The organism is Pseudomonas reactans, assembly GCF_013385825.1.
In the GTDB taxonomy this organism is placed as follows: Bacteria; Pseudomonadota; Gammaproteobacteria; order Pseudomonadales; family Pseudomonadaceae; genus Aquipseudomonas; species Aquipseudomonas reactans.
In genome coordinates, this window is the sequence record NZ_JACAPG010000020.1 from 257,292 (window position 1) to 276,399 (window position 19,108).

A 19,108-nucleotide genomic window follows, 5' to 3' on the forward strand; every position below is an offset into this window, starting at 1 on the left:
ATGCGCTCTCTGACCCTGCACCTGAAAATCCTGATCGCCATCCTGGTGGTGCTGGGTATTTCGGTCACCGCCTACCAGATCTTCGTGCTGGGCATCCCCGTCACCGAGGACGCCACCGACGACTTGTGGAACATCGACGCCAAGGTCGAGTTCGTCGCCAACCCGAAAGACCCGGTGAAGATCCAGATGTTCGTGCCGCCTTTGAGCCGCGACTTCGTCAGCCTCAACGAGAGCTTTATCTCGAACAACTACGGCGTGAGCGTCAACCGCACCGACGGCAACCGCAAGGTGACCTGGTCAGCACGCCGCGCCAAGGGCAACCAGACCCTGTATTACCGCCTGGTCCTCACCAAGCGTTACAGCGGTGAAAAGGTCAAGGTCAAGGGCCCGACCTTCCGCGACAGCATTGCCGTGGAAGGCCCCGAAAAAATCGCCGCCGAAGCCTTGCTGGCGCCGATCCGCCAGCACTCGGCCGACGTCGAGACCTTTATCAGCGAAGCGATCAAGCGCACCAACAACCTCAATGACGACAATGTGAAGCTGCTGCTGGCCGGCGACCCGTCCACGCCGCACAAGGCCAAGATCGTCGAGTTGCTGCTGTCCATCGCCCACGTACCAGTTGAAAAGGTCCACACCATCCGCCTGGTCGCCGACCAGCCGCAAACCCCGGAACTCTGGCTGCGCAGCTTCAATGGCAATGACTGGCTGTACTTCAACCCGGAAACCGGCGAACAAGGTTTGCCTGCTGATCGCCTGCTCTGGTGGACCGGCGATGAAAACCTGATCACGGTGGATGGCGGCAAGAAGGCCATGGTGACCTTCAGCCTGAACAACAGCGAGATGAACGCGATCCGCCTGGCCAAGCTGACCGACGAGAACACCGACGCCAACTTCCTCGAATACTCGCTGTACGGCCTGCCGCTGCAAACCCAGCAGACCTTCATGATCATGGTGATGATCCCGATTGGCGTGCTGGTGATTTTGATCCTGCGCAACCTGATCGGTCTGCAGACCCTGGGCACGTTCACGCCGGTGCTGATCGCCCTGGCGTTCCGCGAGACGCAACTGGGCTTCGGGATTGTGCTGTTTACGATTATCACGGCGCTGGGGCTGTCGCTACGGTCATACCTGGAACACTTGAAACTGCAGATGTTGCCGAGACTATCGGTGGTGCTGACGTTCGTGGTGGTGCTGATCGCGGCCATCAGCCTGTTCAGCCATAAACTGGGGCTGGAGCGCGGGCTGTCGGTGGCGCTGTTCCCGATGGTGATCCTGACCATGACCATCGAACGCCTGTCGATCACCTGGGAAGAACGCGGCGCCAACCACGCGCTGCAAGTCGCGATTGGTACGCTGTTCGCTGCATCGCTGGCGCACATCATCATGAGCGTGCCGGAGCTGATCTACTTCGTGTTCACCTTCCCGGCGATCCTGCTGATCCTGGTGGGTTTCATGCTGGCCATGGGTCGTTATCGCGGCTATCGCCTGACCGAGCTGGTGCGCTTCAAGGCTTTTCTCAAGAAGGCTGACCAGTAATGTTCGGCTTCTGGAAGACCTGGAAAGCCCTGGAAGCGCGGGGGATCATGGGCATCAACCGGCGTAATGCCGACTACGTGCTCAAGTACAACAAGCGCAGCCTGTATCCGATCGTGGATGACAAGATCATCACCAAGGAGCGCGCGCTGGCGGCGGGCATTCATGTGCCGGAGATGTACGGGGTGATTTCCACCGAGAAGGAAATCGACAAGCTCGACGATATCATCGGCGGGCGCAGCGATTTCGTGATCAAACCGGCCCAGGGCGCCGGCGGTGACGGCATCCTGGTGGTGGCGGACCGCTTTGAGGGGCGCTATCGCACGGTGTCCGGCAAAATCATCAGCCATGAAGAGATCGAGCATCAGATCTCCAGCATCCTCACCGGCCTGTACTCGCTCGGCGGCCACCGTGATCGGGCGTTGATCGAATACCGCGTAGTGCCTGACCAGATTTTCAAGAGCATCAGCTATGAGGGCGTGCCGGACATCCGCATCATTGTGCTGATGGGCTACCCGGTGATGGCCATGCTGCGCTTGCCAACGCGTCAGTCGGGCGGCAAGGCCAACCTGCACCAGGGCGCCATCGGCGTGGGCGTGGACCTTGCTACTGGCCTGACTTTGCGCGGCACCTGGCTGAACAACATCATCACCAAACACCCCGATACCACCAACGCGGTGGATGGCGTGCAACTGCCCAACTGGGACGGTTTCATGAAGCTCGCGGCGGGTTGCTATGAGCTGTGTGGATTGGGGTACATCGGCGTGGACATGGTGCTGGACCAGGAGAAAGGCCCGCTGATTCTTGAGTTGAATGCGCGGCCGGGGCTGAATATCCAGATTGCCAACGACTGCGGTTTGACCCTGCGTACGCATGCGGTGGAAGCGCGGCTGGAAGAATTGAAAGCCGCTGGCGTAACGGAAACGCCGGAGGAACGGGTGAGGTTCGTGCAGGAAATGTTTGGGCATATTCCACCTGTGGAAGGCTGAAGATCGCATCGCCGGCAAGCCGGCTCCTACAGTGGAATGCGGTACAATTGCCGCCCCTTCAATGCCCATAGCTGATTCGCCTCGCATGTCGACCTGCTCTGTATACCCACTGCCTTACCAGGCCAACCCCGCTGCGTATTTTGCGGCGATTCGCCATGCGCCTGGCGCGGTGCTGCTGGACAGCGGCCGACCGGCAGCTGAGCGCGGGCGTTATGACCTGCTGAGCGCCTGGCCACAAGCGACATTGACGGTTTCACCTGACGAAAACGGTGGTGATTTCCTGCAACGCTTGCGGGAAAACCTTACGCAGTTGGGCGAGGCGGATCTGCCTGCGGGCTTTGAGTTACCGTTTGCGGGTGGGCTGATCGGCTACCTCAGCTATGATTTTGGCCGCCATCTTGAGCACATGCCGCACCTTGCCGCGGACGATTTGCACCTGCCGGACGCGCGCTTCGGGCTATATGCCTGGGCGTTGATCAGTGATCATCAGGCGCAGACCAGCCAGCTTGTGTTTCATCCGGCACTGGCCGAGAGCGAGCAACAACGCTTGATCGCTCTGTTCGGCCAGCCGGTAGCCAGCAACGCGGCGACCTTCAAGCTTAAAGGCCCCATGGCTCCTGATCTCACCGCCGAGGCCTACCGCCAGGCTATCGTGCGCATCCAGGACTACATCCAGGCCGGCGATTGTTACCAAGTCAACTTTGCCCAGCGCTTCCGTGCATCGTGCGCGGGCGATCCCTGGGTCGCCTACTGCGCCCTGCGCGAAGCCTGCCCGACGCCATTCTCGGGCTTCCAGAGCCTGCCGGACGACGCCGCGGTGCTGAGCCTGTCGCCCGAGCGTTTTGTGCATATCAGCGAGCGCCGCGTCGAAACCCGGCCGATCAAAGGCACCCGCCCGCGCGGCCTGACGGCCGAAGAAGACACCGCCAACGCCTCCGAACTGCTGGCCAGCCCCAAGGATCGCGCCGAAAACCTGATGATCGTCGACCTGCTGCGCAACGATCTCGGCCGCACCTGCCGCACCGGCTCGGTGAGCGTGCCGGAGCTGTTCAGCCTGGAAAGCTACCCCAACGTGCACCACCTGGTGAGCAGCGTCATCGGCGAATTGGCCGATGGCAAAGACGCCCTCGACCTGATCGCCGGCAGCTTCCCCGGCGGCTCCATCACCGGCGCGCCGAAGATCCGCGCGATGCAGATCATCGACGAACTGGAGCCGACGCGACGCGGGTTGTACTGCGGGTCGCTGGTGTATCTGGATGTGCGCGGCGAGATGGACAGCTCCATCGCCATTCGCAGTTTGCTGGTCAAGGATGGGCAGGTGTGCTGCTGGGGCGGTGGCGGGATTGTGGCGGATTCGCAATGGGAGGCGGAGTATCAGGAGTCGCTGACCAAGGTGCGGGTGTTGTTGGAGACACTCGAAGGACTGTAATAGAGAGATCTATTGTGGCGAGCGGGCTTGCCCCGCGTTGGGCTGCGTAGCAGCCCCATTTAAGATGAACGCGGTGTATCAGTCTGTTCTCCGGGCCTGGTTTGGGGCTGCTTCGCAGCCCAACGCGGGGCAAGCCCGCTCGCCACAGAAGGCGTGGCCCCACACCAGTGTATTTTAGAGGCTCAACGGCCGATTCGACGCCTTGATGAACTCATTCTTCAAATCCTCGAACGTATGCACCGCCGGGAACTGCGGGAATTCGCGAATCACATTCTCCGGCGCATGGAACAGAATCCCACGGTCGGCCTCGCCCAGCATGGTGGTGTCGTTGTAGGAATCACCGGCGGCGATCACCCGGTAGTAGAGGGTCTTGAAGGCCAATACCGACTGGCGCTTCGGGTCTTTCTGGCGCAGTTGGTAACTGACCACGCGATCGGTTTCGTCGGTGATCAGGCGGTGGCACAGCAAGGTGGGGAAACCCAGTTGGCGCATAAGCGGCTGGGAGAACTCATAGAAGGTGTCGGACAGGATCACCACCTGGAAGCGCTCGCGCAGCCAGTTGACGAATTCGACGGCGCCGTCCAGCGGCTTGAGGGTCGCGATGACTGCCTGGATATCCGCGAGCTTGAGCCCGTGTTCGTCGAGGATGCGCAGGCGCTGCTTCATCAGCACGTCGTAGTCGGGAATGTCCCGAGTGGTGGCCCGCAGGGATTCAATACCGGTTTTTTCGGCGAAGGCGATCCAGATTTCCGGAACCAGCACCCCTTCCAGGTCGAGACAGGCAATTTCCACAAGACACTCCCATTGTTGATGTTGTCGGTTGAGCGAGCAAAAGGACTGCCGAACTCTAGCGATTCAAGCTCGCCGCCGCAACGCAGAGCGGATTTTGATACCATCGCTTCCCTATAGAGCGCTCAGCGCCACTGACCTGTAGGAACCGTCCTGATGAACCAAGCCTTCGACGTCGCTGAACTCGCCGCGACTTATGCCAACAAATCTGCCCAGGACATTCTCAAACTGGCGTTCAGCCAGTTCGGTGATGACCTGTGGATTTCCTTCAGCGGCGCCGAGGACGTGGTGCTGGTGGACATGGCCTGGAAGCTGAACAAGAACGTCAAGGTGTTCAGCCTCGACACCGGCCGCCTGCACCCGGAGACCTATCGGTTCATCGAGCAGGTGCGCGAGTTCTACAAGATCGACATTGAGCTGATCTCGCCGGACCAGAGCAAGCTGGAACCCTTCGTCAAAGAGAAGGGCCTGTTCAGCTTCTATAAAGATGGCCATGGCGAATGCTGCGGCGTACGCAAGATCGAGCCGCTGCGCCGCAAACTCTCCGGCGTCAACGCCTGGGCTACCGGCCAGCGCCGCGACCAGAGCCCTGGCACCCGCAGCCAAGTGGCGGCGCTGGAAATCGACACAGCCTTCTCCACCCCGGAACGCACCCTGTACAAGTTCAACCCGCTGGCGCAGATGACCAGTGAGGAAGTCTGGGGTTACATCCGTATGCTGGAGTTGCCGTACAACAGCCTGCATGAGCGCGGCTTTATCAGCATCGGCTGCGAGCCCTGCACCCGCCCGGTGCTGCCGAACCAGCACGAACGCGAAGGCCGCTGGTGGTGGGAAGAAGCCACGCAGAAGGAATGCGGGCTGCACGCGGGGAATATCATCAGCAAGGCATGACCCTCGATCTGTACACAAGAATGTCACCATTAGTGCCATTCTTGTGTGCACTTATAAAATTACGCACCGAAAAGTTACATTCTTCCCCGCCTCAATACCCTCGCTGTTTTGCACACACTTGACCCAACAAAATAAATAGCTGTTCAAACGGTCAATTTATATCGCTTTAAATTCAGCTAGTTATTTCCTTCGCCTATAAAAACGAAATTACACACAGTTTTCATAGATCAAAAACTGGCACGCAAGTGGCTTAAGGTGAAATGCGCTTTGTATACAATAAATACAAAACCTACATACACTTTGCCATCTGCGGCTTGGCTGCCGATGCGCTGGAGCCTGCCGGAATGCGTACAAGCCTCTCGAATAACATCGCACTGGATCTGCCCTCCTCCCTGAAGCCCGAAGCCATCGAGCCCGGTCCGCTGGTGCTCAGCCCCCGGCTGCACAACAAGGACCTGGCGCCCACCAAAGTCGAAGGCCGGCGCTGGGGGCGCTACAGCATCTTTGCGCTGTGGACCAATGATGTGCACAACATCGCCAACTACTCCTTCGCCATTGGCTTGTATGCCTTGGGCCTGGGCGGTTGGCAGATCCTGCTGTCCTTAGGGATTGGCGCGGCGCTGGTGTACTTCTTCATGAACCTGTCGGGCTACATGGGCCAGAAGACCGGTGTGCCCTTTCCGGTGATCAGCCGTATCAGCTTCGGCATTCATGGCGCGCAGATTCCGGCGTTGATTCGCGCGGTGATTGCGATTGCCTGGTTCGGTATCCAGACCTACCTGGCTTCGGTGGTTTTCCGCGTGCTTTTAACGGCCATTCATCCGGGTTTTGCCGACTACGACCACAACTCGATCCTAGGCCTGTCGTCGCTCGGCTGGGCCTGTTTTGTGGCGATCTGGCTGGTGCAGTTGGTGATCCTGGCCTACGGCATGGAGATGGTGCGCCGCTACGAAGGCTTCGCCGGGCCGGTGATTCTGCTGACGGTGGCGTCGTTGGCCGGTTGGATGTATTTCCAGACCGGCGGCAACATCGCCTGGTCGATCCGCGAACCGCTGAGCGGTGGCGAGATGTGGCGCAATATCTTTGCCGGTGGCGCGCTGTGGCTGGCGATCTACGGCACGCTGATCCTCAATTTCTGCGACTTCGCCCGCTCTTCGCCGTGCCGCAAGACCATCCAGGTCGGCAACTTCTGGGGCCTGCCGGTGAATATCCTGGTGTTTGCCGCGATCACCGTGCTGCTGTGCGGCGGTCAGTTCCAGCTCAATGGCCGGGTGATCGAAAGCCCTACTGAAATCATCGCGGCGATTCCCAGCACCTTTTTCCTGGTGCTCGGTTGCCTGGCGTTCCTGATCGTCACCGTGGCCGTGAACATCATGGCCAACTTCGTCGCACCGGCCTTTGTGCTGAGCAACCTGGCGCCCAAGTACTTGAACTTCCGTCGTGCCGGATTGATCAGCGCCACCGTGGCGGTGCTGATCCTGCCGTGGAACCTCTACAACAGCCCGTTGGTGATCGTGTATTTCCTTTCCGGCCTGGGCGCCCTGCTGGGGCCACTGTATGGGGTGATCATGGTCGATTACTGGTTGATCCGTAAAAGCCGGGTGGACGTGTTGCAGCTGTATAGCGAAGACCCGAATGGCGTTTATTACTACAGCCGTGGGGTCAATTTACGCGCAGTGGCGGCGTTCATTCCCGCAGCGGTGATTGCCATTCTCCTGGCGCTGCTGCCCGGTTTTGCCAGCGTGTCACCGTTTTCCTGGATGTTTGGCGCCGGTATTGCAGGGGTGCTGTACCTGCTGATCGCCAAGCGCCAGCCGTTCTACGCCGATGTCAGCGGCGAAAGCATTGCAGTCGATAATGTCAGTCATTAATCAAAGGACATTCCATGCGTATCCTCGTGGTCAACGTCAACACCACCGAATCCATCACTGAAACCATCGCCCAGCAGGCACGCGCCGTGGCTGCGCCCGGCACTGAGATTGTCGGGCTCACGCCCTACTTCGGCGCGGAGTCGGTGGAGGGCAACTTTGAAAGCTACCTGGCGGCCATCGCGGTGATGGACCGGGTGATGGCCTACGACCAGCCGTTCGACGCGGTGATCCAGGCCGGCTACGGCGAGCACGGCCGTGAAGGCTTGCAGGAACTGCTCAACGTGCCGGTGGTGGATATCACCGAAGCCGCCGCCAGCACCGCAATGTTCCTGGGCCACGCCTACTCGGTGGTGACCACCCTGGACCGCACCGTGCCGTTGATCGAAGACCGCCTGAAACTGGCCGGCCTGTACCAGCGTTGCGCCTCGGTACGGGCCAGTGGCATGGCGGTGCTGGAGTTGGAAGAGAACCCGCTGGCGGCGATGGAAGCCATCGTGCGCCAGGCCGAACTGGCCATCAGCGACGACAAGGCCGAGGTGATCTGCCTGGGCTGTGGTGGCATGGCCGGGCTGGATGAGCAGATTCGCCAGCGCACCGGTGTGCCGGTGGTAGACGGTGTAACCGCTGCTGTAACCATCGCGGAGTCGCTGGTGCGGTTGGGGTTGTCGACGTCGAAGATCAGGACGTATGCGACGCCGAGGGCGAAGAAGGTCATTGGTTGGCCGGGCCAGTTCGGACGGTGATACACCTTGTAGGAGTCCGGCTTGCCGGCGATAGCGCCCTCATGATCGCCATCGCCGGCAAGCCGGGCTCCTACAGGGTGGCATTGAATCTGTTGGTCAAGTGTTGTTCGGCAAACTGCTCGATGATGAAATCCACAAATGCGCGGGTCTTGCCGGGCAGCAGTTTGTGTTCGGCGTAGTAAATGGAGATGTTACCGTCGTCGACGTACCAGTCGGGCAGCACCCGCACCACCGCGCCGCTATCCAGGAACGGCACGGCCATGGGCATGCTCACCAAAGCGATGCCCAGGCCCTGGGCGCTGGCGCAGCAGGCCGCCTCGGAGTCGCTCATGGTCATGCCTGGTTTGAGCACCAGCGGGCGGTGTTCACGCTCGGTGCTGGTCAATTGCCAGGAGCGGATTCGGCCGGTTTGCGGTGAGCGGATGAGAATCCCGGTGCAACGCGCCAAGTCCTCTGGGGTTGATACCGAAGCGCGTTGCGCCAGGTAGCCCGGTGACGCCACCAGCACGCGATGAGCCGGCGTCAACTTGCGCGCTACCACGCCTTGGGGCAGCTCGAAACCACCACCAATGGCGGCATCGAAGCCCTGCCCGATCAAGTCGACCTGGCGGTTATCGAAATGCCAGTCCGGGCTGATATCCGGAAACCGCTGCATGAACGTCCCCAGCAGCGGCACCACATACCGATTACCAAACACCGTACCCATGCTGACCTTGAGCGTGCCGACTGGCCGTCCTTCGGCACTGGCCAGGTTGGCCATGGCGTTCTGGATGGTGGTGAGGCTGCCGCTGACCTCTTCCAGAAACAGTTTTCCGGCTTCGGTCAGAGTGAGACGCCGAGTGCTACGCTGGAACAACCTGACACCCAGGCGCGCCTCCAGCTTGGCGACACTTTTGCCGACGGCTGCAGGGGTCAGGCTCAGGTGCCGCGCCGCTTCAGCAAAGCTGCCACCCTCGGCGCTGCGTACGAAGCATTCGATACTGCCAAAGCTTTCCATATCGACCCACTCTAAACTTTTGGTTTACACAGACTATAGCAATCACGGTCTACCGGGAGGGGCTGGCGAGGTCGATACTCGGTTCCAACAACAAGGCATCCCGCCTTGAACAGCTAGGAGATCGACATGACCACACAGAACCTCAGCGGCAAAGTCGCCTTGATTCAAGGCGGTTCTCGCGGCATCGGCGCCGCTATCGTCAAACGCCTCGCAGCACAGGGCGCAGCGGTTGCCTTTACCTACGTCAGCTCGGCCGCCAAGGCTGAAGAGTTGCAGAACAGCGTGATCAGCGAAGGCGGCAAAGCCCTGGCGATCCACGCCGACAGCGCCGATGCCGGTGCGATCCGCAACGCCGTCAACGCCACGGTCGAAGCTTTTGGCCGCCTGGATATCCTGGTGAACAACGCCGGTGTGCTGGCCATCGCGCCGCTGGAAGATTTCAAGCTGGAAGATTTTGACCAGACCCTGGCGATCAACGTACGCAGCGTGTTTATCGCCACCCAGGAAGCAGCCAAGCATATGGGTGAAGGGGGTCGGGTAATCAACATTGGCAGCACCAATGCCGAGCGCATGCCGTTTGGCGGTGGTGGCCCGTATGCCATGAGCAAGGCGGCGCTGGTCGGGTTGACCAAGGGCCTGGCGCGGGACCTGGGGCCACGGGGCATCACGATCAACAATGTGCAGCCAGGGCCGGTGGATACCGATATGAATCCGGCGAACAGTGATTTTGCCGAGAGTTTGATTGGGTTGATGGCCGTGGGTCGGTATGGGCATGTGGAAGAGATCGCCAGCTTTGTGGCTTACCTTGCGGGGCCCGAGGCCGGATATATCACCGGTGCAAGCTTGACCATTGATGGTGGCTTCAGCGCCTGACCGAACGGTAGGAGCCCGGCTTGCCAGCGATGGCGTCTTCAAGACCGCCATCGCCGGCAAGCCGGGCTCCTACCGTTTTTTACCGCGCTTGATTCAGCGAAGAGGTGGCAGGCCGTAGGCTGCCAGATCGAAGTCCGCGAGTTTGCGGATGATCTGGTCGGCATGGTGGTATTTGCTGTCGGCCATGGCTTCATCCGGCACGGCGATGGCGGTCATGTGCGCGGCTTTGGCGGCGGTGACGCCAAACGGCGAATCCTCGAACACCAGGCAATCCTCGGGCGCAACGCCCAGGCGGCGGGCGGCCGTGAGGAAGATGTCCGGCGCGGGCTTGGCGGCGCCGACTTCCGGGTCGTCAGCGGTAACGATGGTGTCGAACAGGCCAAACCATTCGCGGTGCAAGGTGGTCTTGTGGCCAAACGAATTGCGCGACGAACTGGTGCCCACGGCAATCGGGATATTGTGCGCCTTCAAGTGCCGCACCAAGGCTTCAGCGCCGGGCATGCCCAGGGCTTTTGGGAAGCGCTCGCTCATCAGTGGTTCACGGATCGTCAGGAATTCTGCGGGGGTGATCGGCAGGTCCAACGCCTTCACCACGTAGTCAGCCAGGTCCTGGGCTCCGCGCCCGATGATGTGCTGCTTGATATCCCAATCGTAGGTGCGGCCGTAGCGCTCGGCGATGATCTGTGTCACTTCGGTGTAGATGCCTTCAGTATCCAGCAACAACCCGTCCATATCGAAAATCACAGCCTTGATCGGGACAGCAGTACGTGGTGCATTCATCACAACAGATCCTTGGGGGGAAGGACTAAAAGGATTCAGCACAATAGCGGTCCACCTTGCCTGCAAGCAACCGTTGCGACTCGGTATTGATAATTACTCTCAATTAAATTAACGTCGCGGCGCTCCAGGCTCTGATCTCTTTTCGAGTTTCGCTGTGACCGACAACGCCGCCAGGCTGCAACTCTACCTCGACCATCGCCCCGCACTGATCAACTACGCCAAGGTTGTGGTGGGCGACCACGCACGCGCCGAAGATGTGGTGCAAGACGCGTTCCTGCGCTTTTGCGGCAACACGGATGACCCGGTCGAGCAACCGCTGGCCTACCTTTACAGAATCGTGCGTAACCTGGCGCTGGACGCCGTGCGCCGCCAGGCCACCGAGAAACGCCAGCAGAAAATGCCCGCGCAATGGATGCGTCCCGGCAAGGAGTTGTCGCCGGAACAGCGGGTGGTACATGGCGACGACGCCAGCCGCATCGCCGCGACCCTGGCCAACCTGCCGGAACAAATGCGCATCGCCGTAGAGATGCATCGCCTTGGTGGTTTCACGTTGCAGCAAACCGCCGATCATCTCAATATTTCGCTTTCCACCGCCCATCGCCTGGTCAAGGACGCCATCGTTCACCTGGCTTCGAGCGTCGCCACCCAGGGCGCGCACAGTAAGGAACGCCCGTATGCATGATGCCCTCCCGCCCAGGAATGTCTCGGCACGCAGCCTCGAAGACGCCGGCCAGTGGTTGCTGGACCTGCAAGCCCAACCCGAACGCTTCGAGGAATTCGATCGCTGGCTGCACAGTGACAACGAACATTTCGAGGCTTGGGCACAGGTCAATCGAGCCATGGATGCACTGGACGAACAAGCGCCCACGACCCAGGAACACTGGCCACGCGCGACGCGTTCACGCCTGCCCTGGTTGGCGGCTGCGTGTATCAGCGCCTTCGCGGTAGGCGCAGCGCTGGTAGCCAACCCTGTCTGGCGCGCGGATTACAGCACCGCCACCGCCGAAACCCGCGAGATCACCCTAAGCGACGGCAGCCGCCTGACGCTGGCACCGCAAAGCGCGATCAACGTGAGCTTTAACGGCCCTCTGCGCCAAGTCACGCTGATGCAGGGTGAGGTGTTTTTCGACGTCGTCCATGATGCGCAAAAACCTTTCGAAGTGCGCAGCGACGAAACCGTGGTACGCGTGCTGGGCACCGCCTTCGATGTGGCCCGCCGCGAAGGCGGCCTGGCCGTGGAAGTGCGTGACGGCACCGTGGGCGTGAACAAAGCGTATCGACTCACGGCCGGGCAACGACTGTGGCTCGACCGCCAAAGCGGCAAGGCCACGCCATCGTCAGTGGCGCCCTCGGAGGTCGCGGGCTGGATCAATGGCGCGCAATTCTTTGAGAACGTCAGCGTTGCCCAGGTCGTCGAGCAACTGGAGCGCTACCAGCGGGGCTGGATTGTGATCAACGACCCGGCCCTGGCCAACAAGCGCATCACCGGCCTCTACGACATGCGCGATACCCGGCGTGCACTACAGGCGTTGGTTGCGCCGATTGGAGGCGAGGTGCACGAGTACTCGCCGTTCCTCATGGTCATCGGCCACAAAAAAACGATTGTAGAAAAATAAATACAGTGCCCTGAAAAAAACCGCGCTGGTGTTCGTCTTTGTAGCTCCTTGTATTGCGAATGAATCGTAATACCAAACACTAAGGCGACGAAACATGGGTCACCGATCACCTGCACCGTTGGCATTGGCCATCCTCTGTGCTGCTATCCACAGCGCGATTTTCCAGCCGTCCCAGGCATTGGCCGCAGAGGCCAGCGGCGCGCCGAGTGATCAGGCGACGCGTTTCTTCGACATTCCTGCGCAACCGCTGACCACTGCACTCAGCGCATTCGCCCGCCAGGCCAACCTGCAACTGGGCCTGGAAGCCGGGCTAGTGGATGGACTGCAAGCCTCAGCCTTGCGCGGCAACTTCACCCAGGAGCAAGCCCTGCAACGCCTGCTCGGCAATGCACCGGTGAACTGGAAAATCGACAACCAACGCAGCTTGATTCTCAGCCGTCGCGATGGCGCCAATGCAGGTATCAACGACCTCGACGATTCCGAAATGCTCGGTCCCGTGACCATCAAGGGCGGCGAGACCAGCCGCTTGACCGGTGCCGCCGCGCAGGTCTACACCAAGGCCGGCTCCAGCGTGTTCATCTCGGGCGAGACCATCAACCGTTTCCGTGGCTCCTCCCCCGCCGATATCCTCAAGGGTGTGCCCGGCGTACAAACCGGCGATGCCCGCAATGGCGGCGCACTGGACGTGAACATCCGAGGTATCCAGGGCCAAAGCCGAGTGCCGGTGACCATCGACGGCAGCCAGCAGGCCATCGATGCCTACCGTGGCTACAGCGGCATGCAACAGCGCAGCTACATCGACCCCGACCTGATCAGCGAAATCAGCGTGGACAAAGGCCCCAGTCTCGGCGCCGACGCGGCGGGCGCCATTGGCGGCATGGTCAAGATGAAGACCTTGCAACCCAAAGACATCCTCAAGGACGGCGAAACCTACGGCGTGCGCCTCAAGGGCGATTTGTCGAGCAACAGCGTGGAAGCACCCGGCACCTACAAGGCCACGCCGCACCATGGCAGCAATGGCCTGGGCGGTTCCCCTGCGCATTCCGGCAGCGTGGCATTCGCCAGCACCGGCGAGACGGTGGATTTCGTCGCGGCCTATTCCCAGCGCCAAAGCGGCAACTATTACGCGGGTAAAAAGGGCTTCAAGAAGTACCAGGTGTTCCAGCAAGTGCGTAAATACGACCCGAAAACCAGGAAGTACGTCTACGTCACCCAAGAGGCCAACACCGCCGCCAAATTCTTCAAGCCCGACAGCGAAGTGTTCAACACCTCGAGCGACGCGGAGTCGGTACTGCTCAAGGCGATCCTCAAGCCGGCGACGGACCAGAAACTGGAGCTGACCTACCGCTACACCGATGGCCACTACGGCGAAGTGATGCCCTCGCAGATCATCCGCAATACCAGCGGCAGCGTGCCGCAATGGGACCCGGGAAGCATGCGCATCAACGCCTACACCGCGCGCTATACCTACAAGCCCGAAGACAACCCGCTAATCGATTTGAGCGCCAACGTCTGGGCCACCAAAGCCCAGAGCGAAGCCTTCAACGGCCTGGTAACGGTGACGCCACTCTACGGCCATGAAGACGATGCCGACCCGCTCGGCGATACCTACAAGGACGCCCTGCGCAACCGCACCAAGGACAAACGCTGGGGCGTGGACCTGAGCAACACCTCGCGTTTCGACACTCGCGCCGGCAAGTTCGCCTGGACCTACGGGGGCTCTTACCAGACCGAAGACCTGGGCCCCGATGACAACTCGCCGGTGCTGCTGTCGGACCTGCAAAAGAACCGCTTCATCCGTAGTGGCGAACGTGAAGAAAGCAGCCTGGTGACGTCGCTTGAATGGTCACCGATCAAGCGCCTGACACTGACGGCGGGCGGACGCTACAGCGAATTCAGCAGCAAGGACCACAACCGCAAGGCCAGCCCCGCCACGTTCGGCCCGGACCGCAAACCGACCAGCTACACCTTCGCGCCGCCCATTGAACGGCAGGACCAGGCCTTCGCACCGTCCTTCGGCGTAAAGCTGAACCTGACCGACAACAGCTTCGTCTACCTCAACTACAACGAAGGCGTGCGCATGCCGAGCCTGTTCGAGTCGACCCTGGGCCTGTTCACGGCCGCCGTGCCGACCGATGGCATCAAGCCCGAGCGCAGCAAGAATTGGGAATTCGGCGCCAGTACGTTGCAAAACAGCATACTGATTGACGGCGATACCGCCGCGGCCAAACTCGCCTATTTCAACAACGAGATCGAAAACTACATCACCCGTGACTACACCGACATCTTTGCAGGCAACCTGCAGAACGTCGACAGCTTCACGGTCAAGGGTATCGAGCTGCAAACCAGCTATGACATGGGCCGGGTGTTCACCGACATCTCCGCCACCTATTACCTGAATGCCAAGACCTGCGCGCCGGACATCGCGAAGAAACTACGCGAAGAAGACAACCCTTCCACACCCAATTGTGTGGACGGCGGCTTCCCGGGCTCCTACACCAACACCCAGAACCCACCCAAATACTCTGTGAACACCACTCTGGGCAGCCGCTGGTTTGACAACCGTCTCGTCCTCGGCGGACGCATGGTCTACAACAGCGCACCCACCGCCAAACTGGACAAGTCGTGGAATAACGGCATCACCACTAACCAGATGTACTACCGAAAGTCGGCGATCTACGACCTGTTCGCCAGTTTCGAAATCGTCAAAGGCACCCAGCTGGACTTCTCGGTACAGAACCTCACCAACGTCTACTACCTGGACCCGCTGGCTCAAAGCTTCATGCCCGCGCCTGGGCGAACATTGCGCACGGGGCTGACCGTCAAGTTCTGATATTACCGTTGAGTTGAATCGCGGGATGCCCTTTTGGCATCCCGTTTTACGTTGATCCCTATTGATGAACCCATGATTCCCAAGACAGCCCCGGACTACCTCAATCCACCGCGCAAGGCCCTGTGGAGTGTTGCCACACTGATCACCCTGAGCGTCTATGCCGGCCTTATCGCCTGGTGGCTGCATACGCCCAGCGTGTTAGTCGCCGAAGCCGCCCCCGCAGCGATGATGATCGAATTGGCCGCCGCCCCCGTAGCCCAGGCGGTGCAAGAAGACCTGCAAGTGGCGCCAGATAAAGTGGTGCAGAAACAGCTGAATACGCCGTCGGAAAAACCGCCAAGGGAAGTGCCCAGGAAAATAGTCGCCGCAACTCGGCCGAGTATGGCGAAAACCGTGACGTCCCCGCTTCAGGACACTGCCCGAGGCACTTACTCGTCCGCACCGAATCACGCTGCCGAGTTCGAGACCGCGCCGAAAAAACAGGACGAACAACCGGCACCTTCCACCACCACAGCACCGCCCAAACTGGACACGCACACGGCCGATACCACCGCCGCCAATCAATCTTCACGCGGTGCGGCCGACCCGGCGCAAAAGGTGCAATGGGAAGCCGAACTGCTTGCCCACCTGGAACGGTACAAGCGTTATCCGCAAAACGCCCGCGATCGAGGCGACCGGGGCGTGGCGTATCTGCGCTTCGAGATCGATAGCAACGGCAAGGTGCTCAGCGCCAGCATCGTGCGCTCGGCCGGTTTTACCGAACTGGACACTGCAACGCTGGATATGATCAACCGTGCGTCCCCTGTTCCGCGCCCGCCGGAGGGAAGCAAGACGCGGTTTACGGTGCCCGTGGTCTTTGCAAAGTGAAAGCAAAGTGAAGCCAACGTGAGGACGAAGTGAGGGCAGAGTGAGCGTTGTTTGCAAAGAGAGAATTACATGCAGCAACAGCTTTTGATCAATCGCCCTCGGAGCCTACGCTAACGTCAGGAGGCGCCGGGCGTGAGGTATTCCGAAAAAGCCCGAAAAAACTAATAAAAGACTTATAAAAAAATAAGCTTTGAATAAGCCTTCAAGGGGAAATCTTGAATAGCACATCATCCCACGTTCAGTTCATCAATGACCCAGAAGGGAAACCCGTTTTTGTAGTGATTCCCTATGCACAATATTTCGCAATGCAAGGTCGTGGGCACCTTATTCCTCATCAAGTTGTCAGCCTGATTGTCGACGGTTTACCTCCCGTCCGTGCCTGGCGCGAGTACCTCAACCTGACGCAAAAAGAAGCCGCTGAACGTCTGGGGATTTCCCAATCTGCGTTTGCCCAACAAGAGACGGTAAAAAAGCTTCGCCGGGCAACGCGCGAGAAAATAGCCAAGGCGTTCGGCATCAACGTTCGTCAGTTGGAGCTATAGGGTCACTCTGCGAAGTCCGCCCCCCCCTCATTCCGTGCGTCCAAATGCCCACTAGCGTTACGTACAGGATTGAGACAGCTTCATTGGTAAAGAATCAGACTCCCTCACTCCCTTCACAGACGCCCCCATGTCCGAAGCCTTCGAAGTCCCCAGCCCCCACGAAAAACACATCGAACACACCACCGAACATGCCCACGGCCGTGGCGACAATTTTGCCAGCCGCATCGCCGTGATGACCGCCCTCATGGCCACCCTCGGCGCCATGCTCAGCTACCAGGCCGGCTCGACCGAAAGCGAAGCGGCGATGGACAAGAACAACGCCGCCATCTTCAAGACCGAAGCGGCCAACCAATGGAACTACTACCAGGCCAAGTCCAGTCGGCAAAACCTCGCGGAACTGGCTACCCACATTCCCGGTGTGGACGCGGTGCATTACAAGGAAGAAATCGAGCGCTACAAGAACCAGAAGGAAGACGTGCGCAAACAGGCCGAGAAGCTTGAAGCCACGTCAAAGGAATGGGATGAAAAATCGGAACAGGCGCTGCACCAGCATCATCGCTGGGCCCAGGCAATGACCGCGATCCAGATCGCGATTTCGTTGGCCGCCATTACCCTGCTGACGCGACGGGAATGGTTGAAGCGGATGTCGTATGCAGCAGGCGGTATGGCAGTGGTATTGGGTAGCCTGGCCTGGCTGCATTTCTAGCAAATTCCCTTGGGTGCCCTGCCCTATCGCTATATAGTAAATAGCATAACGTTACTCAAGGAGATATCGGCACCACCTTCACCACTGGCAACGACCCGGACATGCTCTCCTGTGCCAGCGCGGCGGCGACCTGGGTGATTTCGAGCACTACCTGAATGTCGGGCTATGGACTCTCGAAATCCAGATCGCCCACCCGAGCAAACCCTACGGTGCTTTCTACGAAGACCTCCTCGCTTAAGGAACTGCAATGAACCGCTCCACCGAACACCCCGTGCTGCTGTTTTCCTACGGCACGCTGCAAGACAAATCCGTACAACTGGCCAACTTCGGCCGCGAACTGACCGGCCAGCAGGACGCGATGCTGGGTTACTCGCAGAGCTGGGTGAAGATTACCGACCCGGACGTGCTGGCGAGCAGCGGCAAGACGCATCATCCGATTGTGGCGCCGAGCGCTGAGGCAGGCGCCAGGGTTGAGGGGATGGTCTTTCAGATTTCGGATCAGGAACTGGCAGCAGCGGATGCGTATGAGGTGGCGGACTACAAGCGGGTGGAGGTGGGATTGGCTTCGGGGATGAGGGCTTGGGTGTACGTGCAGGCCTGAAGCGTTGAGCTTGCTGCCTAACCCCTGAAACAACAAAACCCCTGGTTTCTCTCGAAACCAGGGGTTTTGTTTACATCGAATTTGGCGGTGAAGGAGAGATTCGAAAGTACCCGCACCCTCAATCCCTTAGCCGAGGCCCCGGAATACAAGGGCTCCAGCGGTGCCGGTTGCGCGAAAGCGTTCCCACGCCATTCCCACGGACCTCAGATTACACCGCGTTGCGCGTGCGCATCACACGTGTATGGGGCTGAGATTCGAAATCTAGAGGGGGGCAAAAAAAAGAGTAACATAAGTAATCTTGACCGTTTTTCATGCTCAAGCCATTGAAATTAAAGGGTTTTTTATTCAGGCCAAAAGGTAATCTTTAAGTAATATTGAAGTAATCTGATTACTCTTTATAAATGTAATTCTCATGTGTATAAAAACCTTTTAAAAACAAAAGGTTGGCAAAGAATTACCTTTTCAATTACTTCTCTGTTACTCCTTTTTGTAATACCGAACCCCACGGAATACGCGGCCTCCAGCCCATTACCCAAACATGGTTACTGAAATTACTCTTTTTGAAATACCCCCCCTCTACCTGCACAGCAACGCCTCCAGACCTTTCGAAGAAATACCCCCTCGGTGCAGGGTTCCGCAGACTTTCAACCTCTCCACAACGCCAAGCAAGCGCCCAGCCTGAACCGCCGGGAGTGGTCCGCAGGGGCGCAGAAATAACGACCCATTTAGCCCGCAGGCGAGGTGGGGGGACGACGGCGCGCGCCGAGTGCTGAAGCACGCCACTGCCCCACTTGTGGCACGCCAACTCCCCGACCTGGCAGCGGTGAGCCTGGGCCTGTCCTGGCCGCGACTGATCGGTAGGCGCAAACATGCTGAAAGCCCCGTGTTTATTGGTCCACGCATCCCCTTACGCTTGCCGTGACACCTATAAATTGCTATGTTGAGATGGGTTTTTTCACGCTGCGGAAGGGCAAACTTTCATCTATCCCAGCTGACTTTTCCGGCCCAATCTCCGCCTCCCCCCTACAGCTCGTCGCCTCAAATCGCG

17 protein-coding genes and 1 pseudogene are annotated in these 19,108 nt (G+C 59.5%); 15 read left to right on the plus strand and 3 right to left on the minus strand.

Going from position 1 to position 19,108, the window contains the following annotated elements:
* The 3 genes from rloB to pabB all read left to right on the plus strand — a co-directional run bounded on the left by rloB (nt 1) and on the right by pabB (nt 3,951).
* Complete coding sequence (gene rloB / locus HX868_RS23765) at nt 1-1,536, plus strand: osmotic stress tolerance membrane protein RloB (RefSeq protein WP_177004554.1); 1,536 nt, start codon at nt 1-3, stop codon at nt 1,534-1,536.
* The gene (locus tag HX868_RS23770; protein ID WP_123474544.1) at nt 1,536-2,522 is read left to right on the plus strand and encodes an alpha-L-glutamate ligase-like protein; all 987 of its coding nucleotides are present in this window, start codon (nt 1,536-1,538) and stop codon (nt 2,520-2,522) included. The genes rloB and HX868_RS23770 overlap by 1 nt, the downstream gene beginning before the upstream one ends.
* Before the next feature lie 85 nt (nt 2,523-2,607).
* On the plus strand, nt 2,608-3,951 hold the full coding sequence (gene pabB, locus HX868_RS23775; protein ID WP_177004555.1) for an aminodeoxychorismate synthase component I: 1,344 nt from the start codon (nt 2,608-2,610) through the stop codon (nt 3,949-3,951).
* Nucleotides 3,952-4,125: 174 nt separating this feature from the next.
* Here pabB and thrH read toward each other — a convergent pair whose 3' ends face one another.
* Nucleotides 4,126-4,743 (minus strand): bifunctional phosphoserine phosphatase/homoserine phosphotransferase ThrH, encoded by a 618-nt coding sequence (gene thrH, locus HX868_RS23780; RefSeq protein ID WP_177004556.1) that lies wholly within the window; start codon nt 4,741-4,743, stop codon nt 4,126-4,128.
* Between the two features lie 153 nt (nt 4,744-4,896).
* On the opposite strand from thrH, the gene HX868_RS23785 reads away from it, so the two are divergent.
* The 3 genes from HX868_RS23785 (at nt 4,897) to HX868_RS23795 (ending at nt 8,245) form a co-directional block, all read left to right on the plus strand.
* Nucleotides 4,897-5,631: a phosphoadenylyl-sulfate reductase gene (locus tag HX868_RS23785; protein ID WP_177004557.1), complete on the plus strand. Its 735-nt coding sequence runs from the start codon at nt 4,897-4,899 to the stop codon at nt 5,629-5,631.
* A gap of 344 nt (nt 5,632-5,975) precedes the next feature.
* Nucleotides 5,976-7,502: an NCS1 family nucleobase:cation symporter-1 gene (locus HX868_RS23790; RefSeq protein ID WP_177004558.1), complete on the plus strand. Its 1,527-nt coding sequence runs from the start codon at nt 5,976-5,978 to the stop codon at nt 7,500-7,502.
* 14 nt (nt 7,503-7,516) lie between these two features.
* Nucleotides 7,517-8,245, plus strand: a complete 729-nt coding sequence (locus HX868_RS23795) for an aspartate/glutamate racemase family protein (protein WP_095017260.1) — start codon at nt 7,517-7,519, stop codon at nt 8,243-8,245.
* A 70-nt stretch (nt 8,246-8,315) separates the two neighbouring features.
* Here HX868_RS23795 and HX868_RS23800 read toward each other — a convergent pair whose 3' ends face one another.
* Complete coding sequence (locus HX868_RS23800) at nt 8,316-9,242, minus strand: LysR family transcriptional regulator (RefSeq protein ID WP_177004559.1); 927 nt, start codon at nt 9,240-9,242, stop codon at nt 8,316-8,318.
* A gap of 126 nt (nt 9,243-9,368) precedes the next feature.
* On the opposite strand from HX868_RS23800, the gene HX868_RS23805 reads away from it, so the two are divergent.
* Nucleotides 9,369-10,115: a 3-oxoacyl-ACP reductase family protein gene (locus tag HX868_RS23805; RefSeq protein WP_033901224.1), complete on the plus strand. Its 747-nt coding sequence runs from the start codon at nt 9,369-9,371 to the stop codon at nt 10,113-10,115.
* Between the two features lie 93 nt (nt 10,116-10,208).
* Here the strand turns inward: HX868_RS23805 and HX868_RS23810 are convergent, their stop codons facing one another.
* Nucleotides 10,209-10,895 carry an HAD-IA family hydrolase gene (locus tag HX868_RS23810; RefSeq protein ID WP_177004560.1) on the minus strand — a complete coding sequence of 229 codons (687 nt, stop codon included), beginning with the start codon at nt 10,893-10,895 and terminating at the stop codon, nt 10,209-10,211.
* Between the two features lie 154 nt (nt 10,896-11,049).
* Here HX868_RS23810 and HX868_RS23815 point away from each other — a divergent pair, with 154 nt between their 5' ends.
* From HX868_RS23815 to HX868_RS23845, 8 genes and pseudogenes are all read left to right on the plus strand, one after another.
* Nucleotides 11,050-11,577: a sigma-70 family RNA polymerase sigma factor gene (locus tag HX868_RS23815; RefSeq protein ID WP_095017263.1), complete on the plus strand. Its 528-nt coding sequence runs from the start codon at nt 11,050-11,052 to the stop codon at nt 11,575-11,577.
* The gene (locus HX868_RS23820; RefSeq protein WP_177004561.1) at nt 11,570-12,511 is read left to right on the plus strand and encodes a FecR family protein; all 942 of its coding nucleotides are present in this window, start codon (nt 11,570-11,572) and stop codon (nt 12,509-12,511) included. Before HX868_RS23815 ends, HX868_RS23820 begins: the two co-directional genes overlap by 8 nt.
* A 94-nt stretch (nt 12,512-12,605) precedes the next feature.
* The gene (locus tag HX868_RS23825) at nt 12,606-15,344 is read left to right on the plus strand and encodes a TonB-dependent receptor (RefSeq protein WP_177004562.1); all 2,739 of its coding nucleotides are present in this window, start codon (nt 12,606-12,608) and stop codon (nt 15,342-15,344) included.
* A gap of 72 nt (nt 15,345-15,416) precedes the next feature.
* Nucleotides 15,417-16,211 (plus strand): energy transducer TonB family protein, encoded by a 795-nt coding sequence (locus tag HX868_RS23830; protein ID WP_177004563.1) that lies wholly within the window; start codon nt 15,417-15,419, stop codon nt 16,209-16,211.
* Nucleotides 16,212-16,426: 215 nt separating this feature from the next.
* The gene (locus tag HX868_RS23835) at nt 16,427-16,753 is read left to right on the plus strand and encodes a helix-turn-helix domain-containing protein (RefSeq protein ID WP_177004564.1); all 327 of its coding nucleotides are present in this window, start codon (nt 16,427-16,429) and stop codon (nt 16,751-16,753) included.
* Between the two features lie 127 nt (nt 16,754-16,880).
* Nucleotides 16,881-17,459: a DUF4337 domain-containing protein gene (locus HX868_RS23840; RefSeq protein WP_177004565.1), complete on the plus strand. Its 579-nt coding sequence runs from the start codon at nt 16,881-16,883 to the stop codon at nt 17,457-17,459.
* A 118-nt stretch (nt 17,460-17,577) separates the two neighbouring features.
* Nucleotides 17,578-17,697: pseudogene (locus HX868_RS31335) on the plus strand (M24 family metallopeptidase); the annotation flags it as partial.
* Nucleotides 17,698-17,706: 9 nt separating this feature from the next.
* Nucleotides 17,707-18,060 carry a gamma-glutamylcyclotransferase family protein gene (locus HX868_RS23845; RefSeq protein WP_177004566.1) on the plus strand — a complete coding sequence of 118 codons (354 nt, stop codon included), beginning with the start codon at nt 17,707-17,709 and terminating at the stop codon, nt 18,058-18,060.
* Nucleotides 18,061-19,108 lie beyond the last annotated feature (1,048 nt).

What these genes read in the sequence shown, in the direction of transcription:
- rloB (WP_177004554.1), top strand. Translation starts at nt 1, where the DNA reads ATGCGCTCTCTGACCCTGCACCTGAAAATCCTGATCGCCATCCTGGTG.
- HX868_RS23770 (WP_123474544.1), top strand. Translation starts at nt 1,536, where the DNA reads ATGTTCGGCTTCTGGAAGACCTGGAAAGCCCTGGAAGCGCGGGGGATC.
- pabB (WP_177004555.1), top strand. Translation starts at nt 2,608, where the DNA reads ATGTCGACCTGCTCTGTATACCCACTGCCTTACCAGGCCAACCCCGCT.
- HX868_RS23785 (WP_177004557.1), top strand. Translation starts at nt 4,897, where the DNA reads ATGAACCAAGCCTTCGACGTCGCTGAACTCGCCGCGACTTATGCCAAC.
- HX868_RS23790 (WP_177004558.1), top strand. Translation starts at nt 5,976, where the DNA reads ATGCGTACAAGCCTCTCGAATAACATCGCACTGGATCTGCCCTCCTCC.
- HX868_RS23795 (WP_095017260.1), top strand. Translation starts at nt 7,517, where the DNA reads ATGCGTATCCTCGTGGTCAACGTCAACACCACCGAATCCATCACTGAA.
- HX868_RS23800 (WP_177004559.1), bottom strand. Translation starts at nt 9,242, where the DNA reads ATGGAAAGCTTTGGCAGTATCGAATGCTTCGTACGCAGCGCCGAGGGT.
- HX868_RS23805 (WP_033901224.1), top strand. Translation starts at nt 9,369, where the DNA reads ATGACCACACAGAACCTCAGCGGCAAAGTCGCCTTGATTCAAGGCGGT.
- HX868_RS23810 (WP_177004560.1), bottom strand. Translation starts at nt 10,895, where the DNA reads ATGAATGCACCACGTACTGCTGTCCCGATCAAGGCTGTGATTTTCGAT.
- HX868_RS23820 (WP_177004561.1), top strand. Translation starts at nt 11,570, where the DNA reads ATGCATGATGCCCTCCCGCCCAGGAATGTCTCGGCACGCAGCCTCGAA.
- HX868_RS23825 (WP_177004562.1), top strand. Translation starts at nt 12,606, where the DNA reads ATGGGTCACCGATCACCTGCACCGTTGGCATTGGCCATCCTCTGTGCT.
- HX868_RS23830 (WP_177004563.1), top strand. Translation starts at nt 15,417, where the DNA reads ATGATTCCCAAGACAGCCCCGGACTACCTCAATCCACCGCGCAAGGCC.
- HX868_RS23840 (WP_177004565.1), top strand. Translation starts at nt 16,881, where the DNA reads ATGTCCGAAGCCTTCGAAGTCCCCAGCCCCCACGAAAAACACATCGAA.
- HX868_RS23845 (WP_177004566.1), top strand. Translation starts at nt 17,707, where the DNA reads ATGAACCGCTCCACCGAACACCCCGTGCTGCTGTTTTCCTACGGCACG.